Origin of the sequence: Plantactinospora sp. CA-294935, assembly GCF_050936445.1 — a bacterium.
In the GTDB taxonomy this organism is placed as follows: Bacteria; Actinomycetota; Actinomycetes; order Mycobacteriales; family Micromonosporaceae; genus Plantactinospora.
Genome location: NZ_JBNJMU010000001.1, coordinates 6,378,794 through 6,394,624 on the forward strand (window position 1 = coordinate 6,378,794; position 15,831 = coordinate 6,394,624).

14 protein-coding genes are annotated in these 15,831 nt (G+C 70.0%); 8 read left to right on the forward strand and 6 right to left on the reverse strand.

Features of this window, described 5'->3' with window-relative positions; translation table 11 throughout:
- Positions 1–148 precede the first annotated feature (148 nt).
- Entirely contained in the window at positions 149–3,718 is a 3,570-nt protein-coding gene (locus ACQEVC_RS28105; RefSeq protein WP_432883233.1) for an AAA family ATPase, read from the forward strand.
- A gap of 4 nt (positions 3,719–3,722) precedes the next feature.
- Here the strand turns inward: ACQEVC_RS28105 and ACQEVC_RS28110 are convergent, their stop codons facing one another.
- On the reverse strand, positions 3,723–4,811 hold the full coding sequence (locus tag ACQEVC_RS28110; protein WP_432883235.1) for a DUF1611 domain-containing protein: 1,089 nt from the start codon (positions 4,809–4,811) through the stop codon (positions 3,723–3,725).
- A gap of 266 nt (positions 4,812–5,077) precedes the next feature.
- Here ACQEVC_RS28110 and ACQEVC_RS28115 point away from each other — a divergent pair, with 266 nt between their 5' ends.
- Positions 5,078–5,920 carry an aminotransferase class IV gene (locus ACQEVC_RS28115; protein WP_432883237.1) on the forward strand — a complete coding sequence of 281 codons (843 nt, stop codon included), beginning with the start codon at positions 5,078–5,080 and terminating at the stop codon, positions 5,918–5,920.
- 16 nt (positions 5,921–5,936) lie between these two features.
- Here ACQEVC_RS28115 and ACQEVC_RS28120 read toward each other — a convergent pair whose 3' ends face one another.
- On the reverse strand, positions 5,937–6,230 hold the full coding sequence (locus tag ACQEVC_RS28120; protein WP_432883240.1) for an NIPSNAP family containing protein: 294 nt from the start codon (positions 6,228–6,230) through the stop codon (positions 5,937–5,939).
- A gap of 379 nt (positions 6,231–6,609) precedes the next feature.
- Between ACQEVC_RS28120 and ACQEVC_RS28125 the strand changes: the two genes are divergently transcribed.
- Positions 6,610–7,443: an SDR family NAD(P)-dependent oxidoreductase gene (locus ACQEVC_RS28125; protein ID WP_432883243.1), complete on the forward strand. Its 834-nt coding sequence runs from the start codon at positions 6,610–6,612 to the stop codon at positions 7,441–7,443.
- A 178-nt stretch (positions 7,444–7,621) separates the two neighbouring features.
- Here ACQEVC_RS28125 and ACQEVC_RS28130 read toward each other — a convergent pair whose 3' ends face one another.
- Positions 7,622–7,879, reverse strand: coding sequence for a hypothetical protein (locus ACQEVC_RS28130; RefSeq protein ID WP_318393740.1), 258 nt, complete (start codon positions 7,877–7,879; stop codon positions 7,622–7,624).
- Positions 7,880–8,228: 349 nt separating this feature from the next.
- On the opposite strand from ACQEVC_RS28130, the gene ACQEVC_RS28135 reads away from it, so the two are divergent.
- Complete coding sequence (locus ACQEVC_RS28135) at positions 8,229–8,837, forward strand: hypothetical protein (RefSeq protein WP_432883246.1); 609 nt, start codon at positions 8,229–8,231, stop codon at positions 8,835–8,837.
- Here ACQEVC_RS28135 and ACQEVC_RS28140 read toward each other — a convergent pair.
- Positions 8,793–9,362, reverse strand: a complete 570-nt coding sequence (locus tag ACQEVC_RS28140) for a TetR/AcrR family transcriptional regulator (protein WP_432883248.1) — start codon at positions 9,360–9,362, stop codon at positions 8,793–8,795. The genes ACQEVC_RS28135 and ACQEVC_RS28140 overlap by 45 nt on opposite strands.
- A gap of 148 nt (positions 9,363–9,510) precedes the next feature.
- Between ACQEVC_RS28140 and ACQEVC_RS28145 the strand changes: the two genes are divergently transcribed.
- Positions 9,511–10,437: an NmrA family NAD(P)-binding protein gene (locus ACQEVC_RS28145; RefSeq protein ID WP_432883250.1), complete on the forward strand. Its 927-nt coding sequence runs from the start codon at positions 9,511–9,513 to the stop codon at positions 10,435–10,437.
- A 159-nt stretch (positions 10,438–10,596) separates the two neighbouring features.
- On the opposite strand, the gene ACQEVC_RS28150 is transcribed toward ACQEVC_RS28145, so the two are convergent.
- A complete protein-coding gene (locus ACQEVC_RS28150) occupies positions 10,597–11,241 on the reverse strand; it encodes a DUF6879 family protein (protein WP_432883252.1) in 645 nt (214 codons plus the stop codon).
- Positions 11,136–11,624, reverse strand: a complete 489-nt coding sequence (locus ACQEVC_RS28155) for a hypothetical protein (protein WP_432883255.1) — start codon at positions 11,622–11,624, stop codon at positions 11,136–11,138. The genes ACQEVC_RS28150 and ACQEVC_RS28155 overlap by 106 nt, the downstream gene beginning before the upstream one ends.
- 623 nt (positions 11,625–12,247) lie before the next feature.
- On the opposite strand from ACQEVC_RS28155, the gene ACQEVC_RS28160 reads away from it, so the two are divergent.
- From ACQEVC_RS28160 to ACQEVC_RS28170, 3 genes are all read left to right on the forward strand, one after another.
- On the forward strand, positions 12,248–13,438 hold the full coding sequence (locus ACQEVC_RS28160) for a sensor histidine kinase (RefSeq protein ID WP_432883257.1): 1,191 nt from the start codon (positions 12,248–12,250) through the stop codon (positions 13,436–13,438).
- The gene (locus ACQEVC_RS28165; protein ID WP_432883260.1) at positions 13,435–14,088 is read left to right on the forward strand and encodes a response regulator; all 654 of its coding nucleotides are present in this window, start codon (positions 13,435–13,437) and stop codon (positions 14,086–14,088) included. The genes ACQEVC_RS28160 and ACQEVC_RS28165 overlap by 4 nt, the downstream gene beginning before the upstream one ends.
- 251 nt (positions 14,089–14,339) lie before the next feature.
- Positions 14,340–15,428, forward strand: coding sequence for an aldo/keto reductase (locus ACQEVC_RS28170; RefSeq protein WP_432883262.1), 1,089 nt, complete (start codon positions 14,340–14,342; stop codon positions 15,426–15,428).
- The last annotated feature ends 403 nt before the right edge of the window (positions 15,429–15,831 follow it).

The window sequence follows — 15,831 nt, forward strand, 5'->3', positions numbered from 1 at the left end:
GGATCTGCTGGCGGCCGGTGTCGTCTTGCGCCGGGGATGCATCGAGGCGATATCATGTGCCAGCGTACGCATTCTCGGCTCCCCGAGCGCTGACGACGATGGTGCGGGCTTCGCCTCTGGGACACAATATGTTGGACTCGGAGTCGGCGTGAAGAGACAACCGGCACTCGCGCTGTATCTCAACGTCGCACTGATATTGGCGACGAGCCTGCTCGGTCTGATCGGCAACTATCTGACCAGCCTCAGTGAACCGCCCACCTATCTGCGGTTGCTCCAGTCCGTGGCGATTCCGGCGTTCATCGCCATCGTGGTGCTACTCATCATCGGACAAATCGTTCTCCACGTTGTGACGAATCCGAAGGCGAAGCGCTCCGACTGGGATCCGCAGCGGCCGCCGTACCCCGGTCTGGAGCCCTTCCGGGAGGAGGACTCCGCCGTCTTCTTCGGCCGGGACCAGCAGGTCTCGGACATCGTCCGGCGGATGCTCACCGCCTCGGCCGAGCCCCGGGAACGACTGCTGGTGGTGGTGGGCGCATCCGGCAGCGGAAAGTCCTCGCTGGTGCAGGCGGGCGTCGTCCCGACGCTCAAGACGCGGCGCTGGATCCCCCTGGCCACGGTCAACCCGGGCAGCGCGCCGGTGGGAAACCTGGCCAACGCCATCGCCGAGGCCCTCCCGGAGCCCATCGCCGCACCGGTCATCGTCCGGGCGATGCGGCAGGATCCGGCCAGCGCGACGAAGTACCTTGCCGAGATCCGTCGAGGACAGCGACGCAGGTTCGGCCACCTCCTCCTGGTGATCGACCAGTTGGAAGAGCTGTACACGCTCGCCGGCGAGAGCGATCGGCAACTCTTCCTCGATGTCGTCGAGCGCCTGCTACACGCCGACTCCCGGCTGTCGGTGATCGCCAGCATGCGCATCGAATACCTGACGCAGTTCCTCGACAGCGACAAGGCGGCGCTGTTCCAGAATCCCGTCGCGATCGGTGCCATCAAGACGGAGTACCTCACCACGATCATCGAGGAGCCGGCCCGGATCGCCGGCATGACGTTCGAGTCGAACGTGGTCAACCGGATCACCGCCGACGTCGGCACCACCGACGCGCTGCCGCTGTTGGCGTACCTGCTACAGGAACTCTTCTTCGAGGCCCGGCCGGGGACCACGGTGAGTTTGCACGCGTACCTCGCCACCGGCGGGGTCGGTGGCGCGCTCACCCGGCAGGCGGATCAGGCCGTCACCGAACTGCGCGGGGAAGGTGGCATCGCCCCGATCCTGACGACCCTGCTCCGGTTCGTCTCGCTCGACTCCAGCGAGGCGACCAAGCGGCCGGTACGGCTTCGGGAACTGAGCCCCGAGCAGCGCCGCATCGTCGCCGCGTTCGTGGACGCGAGGCTGCTGGTCAGCAAGATGCAGGACGGCGAACCGGTCGTCGAGGTGGCGCACGAGGCGCTGTTCCGGCTCTGGGCGCCGCTGCGGCAGGAGGTCGAGACACGGGCCGAGCACCTACGTCGGCGTTCCGAGTTGGAGCGGTGGGCGGCCGACTGGCAGCACTCCGGGCGTAGCGACGACTATCTGCTGACCGGGCAGCGGCTGATCCTGGCCGAGCAGTGGCTCGTCGGCCTGGAGGCGCTCGGCCAGGCGAGTGACGTGGTCCGGGCCCTGATCCAGCAGTCGAAGCGCCGGGACATCGCCTTTCTGCGTCGCGTGTCGGAGAACATCGGCCGGTACGTCCTCGCCAACGCGGAGCGGTTCCCGGAGCTGTCGATCCTGCTCTCGATCGCGGCGATCGCCGAGGCGCCCGTCACCCCCCTGATCGAACGCGCCCTGATGTCCGCGCTCGCCTTCAGCCACCTGCGCCGGGTGTTCGCCGGACACACCGATACCGTTCGGGCGATCGCCTGGTCCCCGGACGGCCGCCTGATCGCCACCGGCTCCCGGGACAGGTCCACCCGGGTCTGGGATCCGGACTCCGGCCGGACGGTCGCCGAGTTCACCGGGCACGACGCCATGGTGGAGGCCATCGCCTGGGCGCCCGACTCGCGCCGGGTCGCCAGCGGTGCCCGGGACCGTACGGTGAAGCTGTGGCGGGTGGGCGCGGACGAGCCACCGCCGACCCTCTACGGCGCCGGCGACATCGTCCGAGGCGTGGCCTGGTCGCCGGACGGCGAGTACGTCGCCGCGGGCGCACAGGATCACCACATCCACGTGTGGCGGACGGACACCGGCGAACAGACCGCCACGCTGCGCGGGCACACCGGCGATGTCTACGGCCTCTCCTGGTCGCCGAAGGGCACGCTGCTCGCCTCGGCCTCGCACGACCGCACCGCCATCGTGTGGGACTTCACGGTCGGCCAGCAGCAGACGGTGCTGCGGGGGCACACCGACTTCATCGAGGGCCTGGCCTGGTGCCCGGAAGGACGGCGGGTCGCCACGGCCTCCGGCGACCAGACGATCCGGATCTGGGACGTCGCCGACGGCCGCCAACTGCTGCTGATCCGCGGGCACACCGACTTCGTCTGGGACGTGTCCTGGTCGCCCGACGGGCGGTCGCTCGCCTCCGCCTCCAGCGACCGCACCGTACGGATCTGGGACGTCAGCGACGCCCGGGAGATCGCGGCACTGCGCGGACACGAGGACGCCGTCTGGGGCGTGGCCTGGTCGCCCGACGGTACCGCGCTCGCCTCCGCCTCCAGCGACCGTACCGCCCGGGTCTGGTCGGTACTGCCGCACGGCGCCGAACGGCAGTCGTTCACTGGGCACACCGGCGGGCTCCGCGCGGCGGTTTGGGCGCCGGACGGGGCCCGGATCGCGACCGCCTCGGACGACGGATCGGTCCGGGTCTGGAGCGTGGCGTCCGGAGTGGTCAGCACCTTCACCGGGCACACCGGAACCGTCTGGGGCGTGGCCTGGGCCCCCGACGGTCAGCGCCTCGGCTCGTGCTCCAACGACGGCTCGGTGCAACTGTGGCGCCCGGGTGGCGTCGAGCCGTACCTCCGGCTGGACGAGGAGACGATCTGCGAAGGTCTGATGTGGGCCCCGGACAACACACGGATCGCCACGGCCTGCCGGGACAGCACGGCCTCGATCTGGAACGCCACCACCGGACGCCGGCTGCTGCAACTGCGCGGCCACACCGACTGGGTGGTACGCCTCGCCTGGTCGCCGAGCGGGCGCATGATCGCCACGACCTCGGACGACCGTACCGCCCGGGTCTGGGACAGCTCCACCGGTGAGGAGATCGCCGTCCTCCGCGGGCACCACAACTGGGTGGACGGCGTGGCCTGGTCACCGGACGAACAGTTCGTCGTCACCTGCTCGGCCGACTGGACCTCCCGAATCTGGGATCCCCGGACCGGTCGGCACGTCCGGACGCTCGAAGGTCACGAGGGGCGGGTACGGGCCGTCGCATGGTCGCCGACCGGTGACCAGATCGCCACCGGCTCCTACGACCGCACGGTACGGGTGTGGAGCGCGCAGGACGACGCGGAGCCGCAGGTCGTCGGCGTACACGTGGACCGGGTGACCTCGGTCGCGTGGTCGACCGACGCGCGGACGCTGCTCACCGCGTCGCTGGACAAGTCGGCCCGGCTCTGGCCGGTCCAGCCCGACCTCGACGACCTTCGGAGCCGGGCCCGCCATCGGGTGTTCCGGGAGTTGTCCGCCGACGAGCGGCAGTCGCACATGCTTCCGCTGCCGGACGACCTGTCCGCGCAGCACTGAGCCGTCAGCGCCGGTCGCGCTCGCTGTGCCGGGTCAGCCGCAGGACGGAGTCCAGCAGGACGGCGGCGGCGCCCGGGTCACGGGTGTCGACCACCGGCACGGCGTGCTGATCGCCCTCGTGGAACGGCTTGCGCCCGAATACCGAGAAGCCGGCCAGCGCGGCCGGGATGCCGATCCGGCGGCCGAGGTCCGCGATCGTCTGGAGTTCGTCGGCCACCGGTGGGACCGGGAGGCCGGGAAACATCGCCCGGACCTGACGGTCGGTGTCGTGGCACATGATGATCGCATCGGGGGCGGCCCCGTAGAGGAGATTGACCGCGTTGCCGCCGTAGACACGGTGCAGGGTCGACGCCTGTCCCTCGACGACGACGAGTTCGTGCCCCGCGCTGGCCAGGCGGTGCACGGCATGCTGTACGGCCCCGGTGATGAAGTCCGCGAAGATGCGGTCGACCTGCACCACCGCGTCGGCGCCGCACATGGCCGCGATCTGCCCGGTCGCCAGGAAGGCACTGCGCATGCCCCGGGAGAGCGCCTCCCGGTGTACGGCCAGGGCGGTCGTCATCTTTCCGACCGCGCAGTCGGTGCCGGTCGTCAGCAGCACGGTCGCGTCGACCGACAGGTCGGTCGACAACGTTTCCCGGGGGCCGTCGCCCCGGACGTCGACCAGTTCGACACCGGCGGCGGCGGCCAACCGGACCAACTCGGGATCGTCGTTCAGCCGGGCGTGGGTGCTGCAGATGACGTTGAACCCGTGCCCGACCGCCTCGACGACGAAGCCCTTCAGCCGGGCGGGGACGACGGTGTAGGCGTCCATCGAGTTGACGCCGATCACCACGCTGCGGGCACCAGCACCGCGGGCCGCGGTGAGATCCGGCAGCACGGGTACCCCGAGCCGTCCGACGCCGAGGACCTCGCCGGCATCGGCACCGGCACGACGCACGTCGACCACGCAGGCGACCGTCCAGCGGGCACCGGTCAGGATCAGGCCGGACGCCGTCTTGGTGCCGGGCAGGCCCAGTCGACCATCGGTCCACACGGCGACGGGATCCAGGTCGGACGAGATCGCTCCCAGGTTCTCGGCGGGTGCTTCCATGCGCTCGAACACCCTCTCATCTCGTTCTCCGCCTCGGCTGCCCCCGTGTCGTCGAGCCGGCTGCCCGACAACGGCAGAGGCCCCTCGAACTTGTTCGGTGTCAGGCCAGGTCGGCACCCTGCCGAGCGCGAAGTGGCCGGCACCTGTCCTACCATAGACCGGCGGCGATGCGGGCGAGCGCGGCGTCCGGCACCGGCGGTGCTCCGATCGAGGACATGGCAGAGCTGCCACCCAGTCCTGACAGCGTGGCGAAGGAGCATTCGACAATGGATCGGCTTGTGGCAGTCTTCGGCAGCGGCCTGGTCGAGGCGGACACGCCGATCGTGCACGCCGACGATCCGGGATTGCTGCGCGGCGACGGGGCGTTCGAGGCGTGGCTCCTCGCCGCCGGAGCGCCCGTACTGCTGCCCGCCCACCTGAACCGGCTGTACCGGTCGGCAACGAGCCTGGAACTGTCGCTGCCGGAACTCGACGCACTGCGCACCTTCGTCCTCGACGTGGCAGCGGTCTGGCCCCGCGACGTCGAGGCCGTCCAACGCCTGGTGTGTACGCGGGGACGGGTCGGCACCGGCCGCCCCACCATCTTCACCACCGTGGAGCCCGTGCCGCCGTGGACGTCGCTCAATCGGCAGCGCGGCCTTCGTCTCGTTACCGGCACCGTCGGGTTCCCGGTCCGTGAACGCGCGAATGCGCCGTGGCTGCTGGGCGGCGTGAAGTCCCTGTCCTACGCCGTGCATACCGCCAGCCAGCGGTGGGCAGCCAACCGGGGCGCCCAGGAAATGCTCTGGCTCAGTTCCGACGGTTACGCACTGGAGTGCCCCAGCTTCAACCTGGTCTGGATCCGGTCCTCGACGCTGTTCACCGTGCCAAGCTGGTCCGGCATCGTCGCCGGTACGACGGAGGGCGCGCTCATCACCCAGGCACACCTGCTCGGCCTGGCCACCGACGAGGCCCTGGTGACCCCGGAGGAGTTGCTGCGCGCGGACGGCGTGTGGCTGACCGGGTCGCTGAGCGGAATCCTGGCCGCCACCGAACTCGACGGACGCCCGCTGGCCCGATCCCCGCTCCTCGGCGAGGCCAGGCGGCTGATCGGCTATCCGGAGACCTGACGGGGACCGTCCGAGTTCAGAGCACCGGTTCGACGGTGCGGATCTCCTCGTCGAGCAGGTACTCGTGGGGGTCGAGGCCCAGCGCGACGCGCTCCGGCGAGCGCCAGTAGTCGGCGTTGGCCTCCTCGAACGACTGCGGGCCGGGGTGCGACACGACCCAGAGGTGCTGCTGACGCGCGACATCGACCCAGGATCCCGAGATCTCGAAGCCGAAGCGTCGGCGCAGCGGCACGACGAGTGTTTGCCAGGCCTCCACCCACGCGTCGAGCCGCCCCGGTCGGGCGGTGTAGATCCGCAATTGCGTCGTCACGTCCCACCGCCGCCTCGGCAACCACAACGGAATTCGGGGCCCTGACAATACGCCGACTCGGGGTACGGCGCAGGTGAGGTCTGTCGACGTCCGCAGCCGGCCATGTGCCTGGGCGGTACGCGGAGGGCGCGTTCACCGGCGGCGAGCAGGTCCTGTTCGAGGGACGGGGCGGGTGGTGGCAGGCGTCGATGGCCCAGCCGAGGCGTGCCGGCGGCGCCCTTGCCCCCGGGAACGGTCCGCAGCGTCGGCGCCCCGGTCGTCGCCGGTAGCTCGGCGCGACAGCGGGCACCGACGCGCCGGCCGTCGAGACGACGCTGCGGGCACCGCCCGGCCGATGATGTCAGGACGGACGCCCATGGTGAACGGAGAATGAGCAGGGATGATCGGCCACACACCCGGAACGGTCGTGCTGACCGGAGGGACCAGCGGGATCGGCGCGGCGACCGCACTCCGCGTCGCCGAATCGGCCCAGCGACTGTTCGTGCACGGCCCGGAGCCGCACTCGGCGGTACAGCCGCTGGTCGAGAGAATCCGTGCCGCCGGGCGGGCCGAGGTCGTTTACGCGCAGGCCGACTTCGATCGCCTCGACGACGTCGTGGCGCTGGCCCGGCAGGTGGCGAGCGCCACCGACCAGGTCGATCTGCTCATCAACAACGCGGGTCGTCCTGGTGCGGCGAGCCGCCGGTGCAGCGCGGACGGCTACGAGGCGACGCTGCAGACGAACTATCTGGCGGCCGTGCTACTCACCGAACGGCTCGTACCACTGATGCCCGCGACGGGCCGGATCGTGCACGTGTCCTCCGCGACCCACCTCTCGGCGCACCTCGATCTCGACGACCTGCAGTTCCACCACGGCTACCAGCCGGCTGCCGCGTACGCGCGGTCCAAGCTCGCGCTGGTCGCCCACGCCGTTCGCCAGTCCGGGCACTACCGGCCCGGGATCGTCAGTGTCCATCCGGGGGTCATCGACACCCGACTGCTGCACGCGATGTTCGCGGTCCAGGGCAGGAATGCGTCGTACGGGGCTGCGAACGTCATCCACGCCGCGTGTGACCCCGGCGTGCCGAGCGGGGCCTATCTGGACGAGAACCGGGTGGACGAGCCGGCCGGACAGGTCCGCACGGCGAGCCTTCGAGACGATCTCTACCGGCGCACCATGGTTCTGCTCGGCCCCTGGCTCGACGGCTCTGCGGCCCAGCCGGACCCTGCGTAGGTGCTGCTGCATCGCCTGCGTGGCGGGCCGGAAGGGCGGATCTTCTGGGCGTGGGGGGAGTAGTACCCCGTCGAGCCGGCCGGCACCTACCCGGTGCCGGCCGGTCCTGACGTGCTGTCGTTTCCGTCACCGGCGAGGATGCACCACACATCGGGAACCCGGTGAGCGTCGGCGGGCCTCAGTAGGTGAAGGTCCAGAGGAAGTAGTAGCCGGGGCCGGTGGGGCCGTACTGGCGGTACTCGCAGTAGTACCAGCTCCACAGGCCGGTCTGGGCACCTTCGCTGCCGTAGCTGTTGCAGAACTGGCCGTCGGAGTAGACACCACGCAGGGTGCCGCCCGGCGGGTCCGCAGCCGCCGGAGCGGCGCCCATCCCGAGCAGCCCGCCCAGTGCGAGCGTCACCGCCGCTACCAGGGTCGCCCGTCTGCGTCCGCGCATGAGACTCCTTCCCGTTACCGTCCACAGTGCAGAGCGACTCCCCGTCGAGCCGGCGCCCGGGACATCGAAGTTCGTAAAAGTCAGGCTCACATGGGAGCGTATGATCCGGCTCACGACAACGGGTGATGCTGCGGCGACGATCCGTCAACACGGTCTCCGTCGAACGGGCATCCGCCCTGGCGGCGTGGGAGTCGGCTCCGGGCGGCCCCGGCGCGTCCGGCGATCGCATCGATATGTCGACACACTCAGGTCGGTCCTTCCGGGCGCCTCGGGGCGCGGCTTGCTGTCGCGTACCGCGATGTCCGGCTGGTGGCGGTTGACTGCGCAGTATCGGTGCGAGGAGGGCCTGGTGGAGATTCGGTTTGATTTCGGCGACGAGCGTGGTCGGGTGTTGGTGGAGGTGGTGCCCAACACTGACCCGGTCGCCGTCGGCAAGAGCGAGCGGGACCTGGGTATGCCGGTGTGTACTGCCTCCGTCGAGTTCAGTGCCCGCGGTTACCGGTCGCTCTTGGGCTGGGTGCAGTTGGTTCGGGAGCCGAGTGCGGCGGACCCGTTCGAGGTCGACCCGTTCGACCTGTTCACCGACTCCAGTGCACCGTTTGCCTGGTACGGGTTCCGGCCGGTGTTGTTCGACGCTCCCTCCCGGTGGCGTACCGGTGCCGTGCAGTGGCAGGCGCACAGCTTCTTGACGATCGGCCCCTGGGACGGGGACCGGCGACTCGTCGTCCCCCTGGTCGGATTCGCCTGGGGCTACCAGCAGGACTCGCACGGCGAGCTTCACCTGTCACCGCTGCGCCTGCTCGGGCCGGCCGACTGGAACGGCCACCGTCGTTACCTGGCCGAGCAGTATCCGATCTGGAGATTTGGCGACGGTGATCCGCTCGCTCCTCGGATCGGACCGCGTTCCCCCGACTCATCGCCGACGGGGACTGATTCCCGCCACGGTCAGCCCGAGTAGTCGGTTCGCTTCGGCGGCGGGGTTCGGGTGGTTCTCCGTGGCCAGGGCGATGCCGGTGATCAGCGCGAGCAGGTCGGTGATCGTTACCCCCGGGGCCAGCACACCATCGTTCGCGGCGCGGCGTACCAGGGGGTCACCTGCCTCGGTGAGTCGATCCGAGGCGCAGTGCTCGGGTGGCACCCCGAGGTCGGCTGTGCTGTTGTGGGCCAGCGCGATGGCCAGCCCTCGGATGGTTGCGGCGTACGCGGTGACGGTGTTCAGCCACTCCAGCAGCGCGGCCCGGGAGTCGGCCGCCTCGGTCAGGTCGCGAGCGTGGGCGCAGAGTGTTTCGATCCGTTCCCGGAAGACCGCGTCCAGCAGGGTACGGCGGTTGGGGAAGTGCCGGCGCAGCGTGGCCGATCCGACTCCCGCCGTGCGGGCGATCTGCTCCAGAGACGCGTCGGCGCCGTGTGCGGCGATCGCCTCCTCGGCGACCGCGAGCAGGCGCGCGTAGTTGCGCCGGGCGTCCGCACGTTGGCCGGTCATGGCGTCCTGCCTCAGGGTTGCTAAGTGGCGGGGGCCTCCGTATCGTAGCGATACAGAAACGGCGGGCCCCGCCGTTTAGTCCACGCATGGATCTCGTGGTCAAGGGTCGAAACGTCGAGGTGCCCGTGTGCACCACAGGAGGAGCTTCGTGTCCACCGATCCCGCATCCGTCCTGGTCGTCGGTGCCACCGGACAGCAGGGTGGCGCCACCGCCCGTGCCCTGCTCGCAGCCGGCGTTGCCGTCCGGGCCCTGGTCCGCAATCCCGCGACCGACCGGGCCCGGGCCGTCGAAGCACTCGGCGCCGAACTGGTCACCGGCGACCTCCACGACCGCGACTCCGTGAGCCGGGCCGCGGACGGAGCCCGAGCCGTCTTCTCGGTGCAGATGCCCCCGATGAGCGGAGGCGCTATCGACTTCGACGGCGAGTCGACCCAGGCCGTCAACCTGATCGAAGGCGCGCTGGCCGCCGGTGTGCCGCAGTTCGTGCATACCTCCGTCTCCGGAGCCGGACAGCACACCGAGGCCCCCGGCTGGGCCGATGGCCGTTGGGCCGCCATGGAGCCGTACTACACCACCAAGGCCGGCATCCAGGACCGCGTACGCGAGGCGGGCTTCAGGTACTGGACGCTCCTCAAGCCGGGTTTCTTCATGGAGAACTTCCTGCCCGCCGTGGCATACCTGTTTCCCCGTGGTGTCGCGGGTGGCCTGGTGACCGTCCTGAAGCCCGAGACCCGGCTCTCGCTCGTCGCGGTCCACGACATCGGCAAGGCGGCCGCCGCCGCCGTCGCCGAACCCGATCGGTTCAACGGGGTCGAGCTGGAACTGGCGAGCGACTACCTGGCGATGACGGAGATCGCCAAGATCCTCTCCCGTGCTCTGGGTACCGAGCTGACCGCGCCCGACATGACCGAGGAGGAGGCGGTCGCCGCGGGAATGCCGGAGTGGGCGGGTACCTCCCACGAATTGATGAACGCGGCCGGACAACCCGCCCGCCCGGAATACGCGCGCGCCCTCGGCATCCCGCTCACGACCTTCGAGGAATGGACGCACCAACACCTAGCAGCCACAGCCTGACCCGCGCAGAAGCGAAGGGCTCGCTCCGATGATCCGACCAGCGCCCGACCAACTCAAAGGAGAAACTCGTCTACCGCCTGCCGTCGGTCGATCGGCGAGTGACACCGGTCCTGCTCGGGCGAGGTTCGGTTGTTTCGCACATACAGCCCAGGAAACCGGTTACGCCGGTGACGTACCCTCTGCGAGCGAGGACTTCGTGCTGCGGACCACGGACGCACTGTCCTCACGGAGGTGGAGCCGGTTCACGGGTAGGGCGTGCATCCACAGCTCGTGGAAGCGCTCGATCCGGTGGCGTACGGCTTCCTCGTTCAGCACGAGCCGGGTCGTGAGCCGCCATGGCGCGCCGTGCACCTCCCGGCGCGACACCGACGTCGTGTCGTAGCAGAGCTGCTCGTCGAAGATCACGAAGTCGGGTAGTCCACCATCCTGTGGCGCCTCGCTGCCCTCGACCAGCCGCACCTCGATGCCGGCGCTCTTCTGCATCGCGAGAATGCGACTCAGTTCCGGGTCGGTCACCAGCGTCGCGGACTCGATGATGAATACACGCCGGACGAGTACACCGCGGCGGAGCGCCATTCGTTGCAGGTCGAGATACCGAGCGCCGAGATCGCTGAGCCAGAAACCGGCCTCGAAGCTGGCGCCCTCCGCGTTGATCGTCGCCCAGCTGACGGCGAACAAGGACACCGTGGTGCCACGGGTCAGGGCAAGCAGGAACTCCCGGTCCTCGCCGTCGTAGAAGACCTCGTGGCCGTCGGAGAGCGACTGTAGGGTATCGGCGAGCCTCTTGGTCTCGCTCTCCGCCAAGGCCTGCACAGCGGCGGGCCCGCCTGCGTGAGGTGCGCGGAGCGACGAATCACCTGCTTGAGCAGTTCGTGACGGACCGCCGACTGCTCCAGTTCAGCCATCAGTTCGGTCGCCTCGTCCACGCTCTCGAAGCCGCGCTGAATCATGTGGCGCAGGCCCTCTGTCGTCTCAGTCTGGAGTTGCTCGGCTGCAGCGAAGCGACGCTCCATGTCGACCAGGTATTGCGCAAGGAGCGTTACGCCGCCGATGACTATGGTGATGATCAGTTGGTCGGCGAGGGTCACTCCGAGAACCTCGTCGAGCAGTGCGGAGCCGGCGAAGCCGATGAAGCCGGTGAGCAGCGTCCAGCCGATCTTCCGCAGGAGTGTCGTACTGCGGGTCATGGGGTCTCCCTCCCTGCGCGATGCTATCGATTACGGTCAACTTCAGGACTTTTGATCTAGTGCTGAAACTCGCGGTGTTACGACCCCGGCTACCGACGGTCCTGCGGATCCTGAGATCGGAACTGGTCGACTCAGCTCGGTGCCTACTCCGAGCCATTTCTCGTGGGTGGCAGTTGGCCTCGACTAGGTGTCGGACGATAATGGCCTGCACGATCCCGTAGCTGGCGTGGGTAACACTGCCCACCGACACCCGGACGCGGCCGCCCCGGCACCGGCCGGTCGATCAGCGAGGCTGACACCCTCGTGCTGTCCGCGCGGTGACCGACGCACCGTCCCGAGCGGCGGACCAGCAAATCGTTAACCGGCCCAGCCTAGATTCGGATCCTGATATCCGAGTGGCGGGATGGGGTGAGATGCTCGCATTGCCCGGCAGTGCGCGACCGGCCACCGACACTCGATCGCCTTGCGACGCGCGACCGCCCACCGGGATCGAATCGCCCGACCAGGTCGGACGCGGGTCCCGTTCCGATACCGGGTCGCCGCCGTTCTCCCCGGCACACGGTGGGACGGGTGGGGACCGAACGCGGCGGCCGGCCGAGGGTCCGGAGCCGGCCGCGGTGTTCATGAGCTGGGTCAGCCGGCTGTTCGACCGGCGGATGCTGCCGCTGCGGCTGCTGATCCTGCTTACCTGCGCCGTGGGATACCTGGTGCAGTTGCGGGACCCGGCGACACCCGTACGCCCGGTCGACTGGGTCCTGGCGATCACGGCGGTGGCGGTCAGCGCCGGCAGTGGTCGGTGGCCGCTCGCGATCGTGCTGGTCCAGTCGACGCTGCTCGGCACGGCCGAACAGGTCGGTGCGAGCTTGCTGGTACCGATCAAGGTCGGCGCCAGTCTGGCGGTCTTCGAGCTGGCGATGTACCGGACGGGGTGGCAGTTGCTCGTCGGCTGGAGCGCGCTGGCCGGCGTCTACGCGACCCGGGTCGTCAGCGGCCTGCCGGCGGACCTCGCGCCGGTGCTGTACCGGGTGACCGTGCTGATCGGCCTGCCGCTGCTGCTCGGTGCGTACCTTCGCTCGGTCTGGCAGCGGGCCCGGCAGGCCGAGCGGTGGCTCGCCGAGGAGCACCGGCGCCGGCTGTCCGAGCTGGCGCTGGCCCGCGCCACCGAACGCACCGCGATCGCCCGGGACCTGCACGACATGGTCGCCCATCACATCGCGTCGATGGTGCTGCGGGTCGGCGTGGCCCGGCATGTGCTGCCGGAGACCGACCCGAAGGTCCGGGAGGTACTCGACGACGTACATGCCAGCGGTACGAGCACGCTGGCCGATCTGCGCCGGCTGGTGGGACTGCTGCGCCAGCCGTCGACCGGTACGAGCCTCGACCAGCCGCTGTTGGACCCGTCCGAGCTGCCGAACGCCCTGACCGAGATGGTGCAGCGCAGTCGCAGGGTCGGGCTGCGGGTCGACGCGTACGTCGATCCCCGGATCACCGGCGTGGACGCGGTACGCGGTCTGGCCGTACTCCGGCTGGTACAGGAAGGGCTGACCAACGTCGCCAAGCACGCCGGTACCCGAGCCCGGGTCTCGGCCGCGGTACGGATGACCGCCGACGGCGACGTCCGCGTCGAGGTCTGCGACGACGGCGGCGAGGACCCGACGGAGGCGGCGTCGTACGGTCTCGGTCTGGGGCTGGCCGGAATGCGTGAGCGGGTGGAGATCCTCGGCGGACGGCTCGCCGCCGGCCCGGCCGACCGGGGCTGGCGGCTGCACGCCCTGCTGCCCGGGGCGGCCCGGTCGAGCAGGGGGGCGTCGTGATCCGGCTCCTGCTCGTCGACGACCAACACCTGGTCCGGGCCGGGCTGCGGATGCTCTGCGAGGCGGCACCGGACGTCGAGGTGGTCGGCGAGGCCGAGAACGGGAGTGCGGCGGTCCGCTACGCCGGAGAGGTGCTGCCCGACGTCGTACTGATGGATCTCAACATGCCGGGCATGAACGGCATCGTGGCCACCGAGCGGATCCTGGCGGCCCGGCCGAGCGTCCGGGTGGTGGTACTGACCACCTTCGACGACGACGACCACCTCTACGCCGCGCTGCGGGCGGGCGCATGCGGGTTCCTCGTCAAGGACGCCGCCCCGGCCGAACTTTTGGACGGCGTCCGCAGGGCCGCCAACGGCGAGAGCCCGTTCAGCGCCGACGTGCTGGGCCGGCTGGTGGCGACTGCCGTCGACACGCACGCCGGCGACCGCGCGGCGGACCCGGTGGCCCGGTTCAGCTTCACCGGCCGGGAACGGGAGGTACTCGAACTGGTCAGCGGAGGACTCTCCAACGGCGAGATCGCGCAACGGCTGGGCCTCGGGGTGACCACGGTCAAGACGTACGTCACCAGCCTGTTGGCCAAGACCGGCGCCCCGAACCGGGTCCGGCTGGCCGTGTTGGCGGTCCGGGCCGGCATCGGCCCCGACTGAGCCCGTCGCCGCGTCCGGCTCCCACGCTCTCCGGGTACCCCGACGTCGTGACCCACGGCCCGCGCGCCTCCTCCACCTGGCCGGTTCCCTCGTCCGACCGGCCGGCCGGACGCCCCGGCACCGGTCGCCGGCAGCAGGAGGTGCCGGTGCGACGCCGGAACGAACATGGTCGGTGTAACGCGCCGACGGCGCCGGAGGGCAGGGCCGTCCGTGCTCCGTCGGCGATGTCCATGACACACGGAGGAGTCCCCATGGCGTTCCCCAGCGACCCACCGGCTTCCCGCCCGGGCGGGAACCCGACCAGGCGAAACCTGCTCACGGCCGCCGGAGCGGCCGGAGCCGGCGCGCTGCTCGCCGTCGGCGCCGCCGGCCGGGCCGAGGCCGTCGCCGTCGCAGCGGCGGGACCGGCGGCCAGTCGCGGGAGCGGCGGTGAGATCACCCGGGTCGTCGGGCGGACCGGCGAACGGCTCCGCGCGGTCGGTCTCGGCACCTTCATGACGTTCGACAAGCGGCCCGGTGCCCCGCGGGGCCACCTGCGGGAGGTGCTGAAGCGGTACTGGGAGGCGGGCGGCCGGGTAATCGACACCTCTCCGCTGTACGGCGGGGCCGAGCTGTCGGTCGGTGACTTCGCCACCGATCTGGGTATCGCCGACGACATCTTCCTGACGAACAAGAGCTGGTCCACCGGTGAGTATCTCAGCGACGAGAGCCACATGATGCGGCAGTTGGAGACGTCGAAGACCCGGCTGTGGCGCGACAGGATGGACGTGTTGCAGGTGCACAACCTCGTCAACGCCGAGGCCGCCGTGCCGATCCTGCGGCGTTGGAAGGGCGAGGGGAAGATCCGGTACGTCGGGGTCAGCCACCACGCGCCGCAGTACTATCCGGCGATCGAGGTTCTGATGCGCAACTTCGACGTCGACTTCGTGCAGGTCCGCTACTCCATCTTCACCCGGCACGCCGAGGAGCGGATCCTGCCGCTCGCCGCCGACCGGGGCATCGGCGTGATGGTCAACATGTCGATGGAGAAGGGCCGGCTGCACAAGCTGGTCGAGGGGCACCGGGTGCCGGGCTGGGCGAGGAGCTTCGGCGCCGACACCTGGGCGAAGTTCTTCCTGAAGTACGTCCTCTCGCACCCCGCTGTCACGGTGGTGTTGCAGGCCACCAGCGATCCGGACCACCTCGACGAGAACATGACCGTGCTGCGTGGCCCGCTGCCGGACGCGGCGACCCGGGCGAGGATGGTGCAACACATGATCACGGAAATCCCCGGCTTCGCCGACCTGGAGAGCATGCCGTGGTACCCGGGCAAGACGTTCGACGGGTACGTGAGACTCTGACCAAGGCCTGGAGCGGAGCAGAAAGACCAAGGCCTGGAGCGGAGCAGAAAGCTGCCTCGGCGGTGCCGAGGCAGCTTGCCTGCTCAGGCTAGTTGCCTGCTCAGGCTGGCCACCGGTCGGGGAGTACGGGCCGGAACGCCACCTTCACTCGCCGCCCAGCGGCTGGATCGGCCGGGCCGGTCGCTCGGGTAGAGCGGTGGCCGGCCTGGCGGTCCTGTTCTCCATGCTGACCTTCCCCGACACCTCTCCATGCTGACCTCCCGCGACACTTCTCCATACTGACCTTCCGCGACACCCCGCCCCAGGGACCCCGGCGCGCCCTGGGACTTCGTTGCGCTGGGTGTCACCGGTTGCGGCGCGGCCTTCTACGGCGCGGGCGAACTCCAGGCCAGCATGAGCGCCG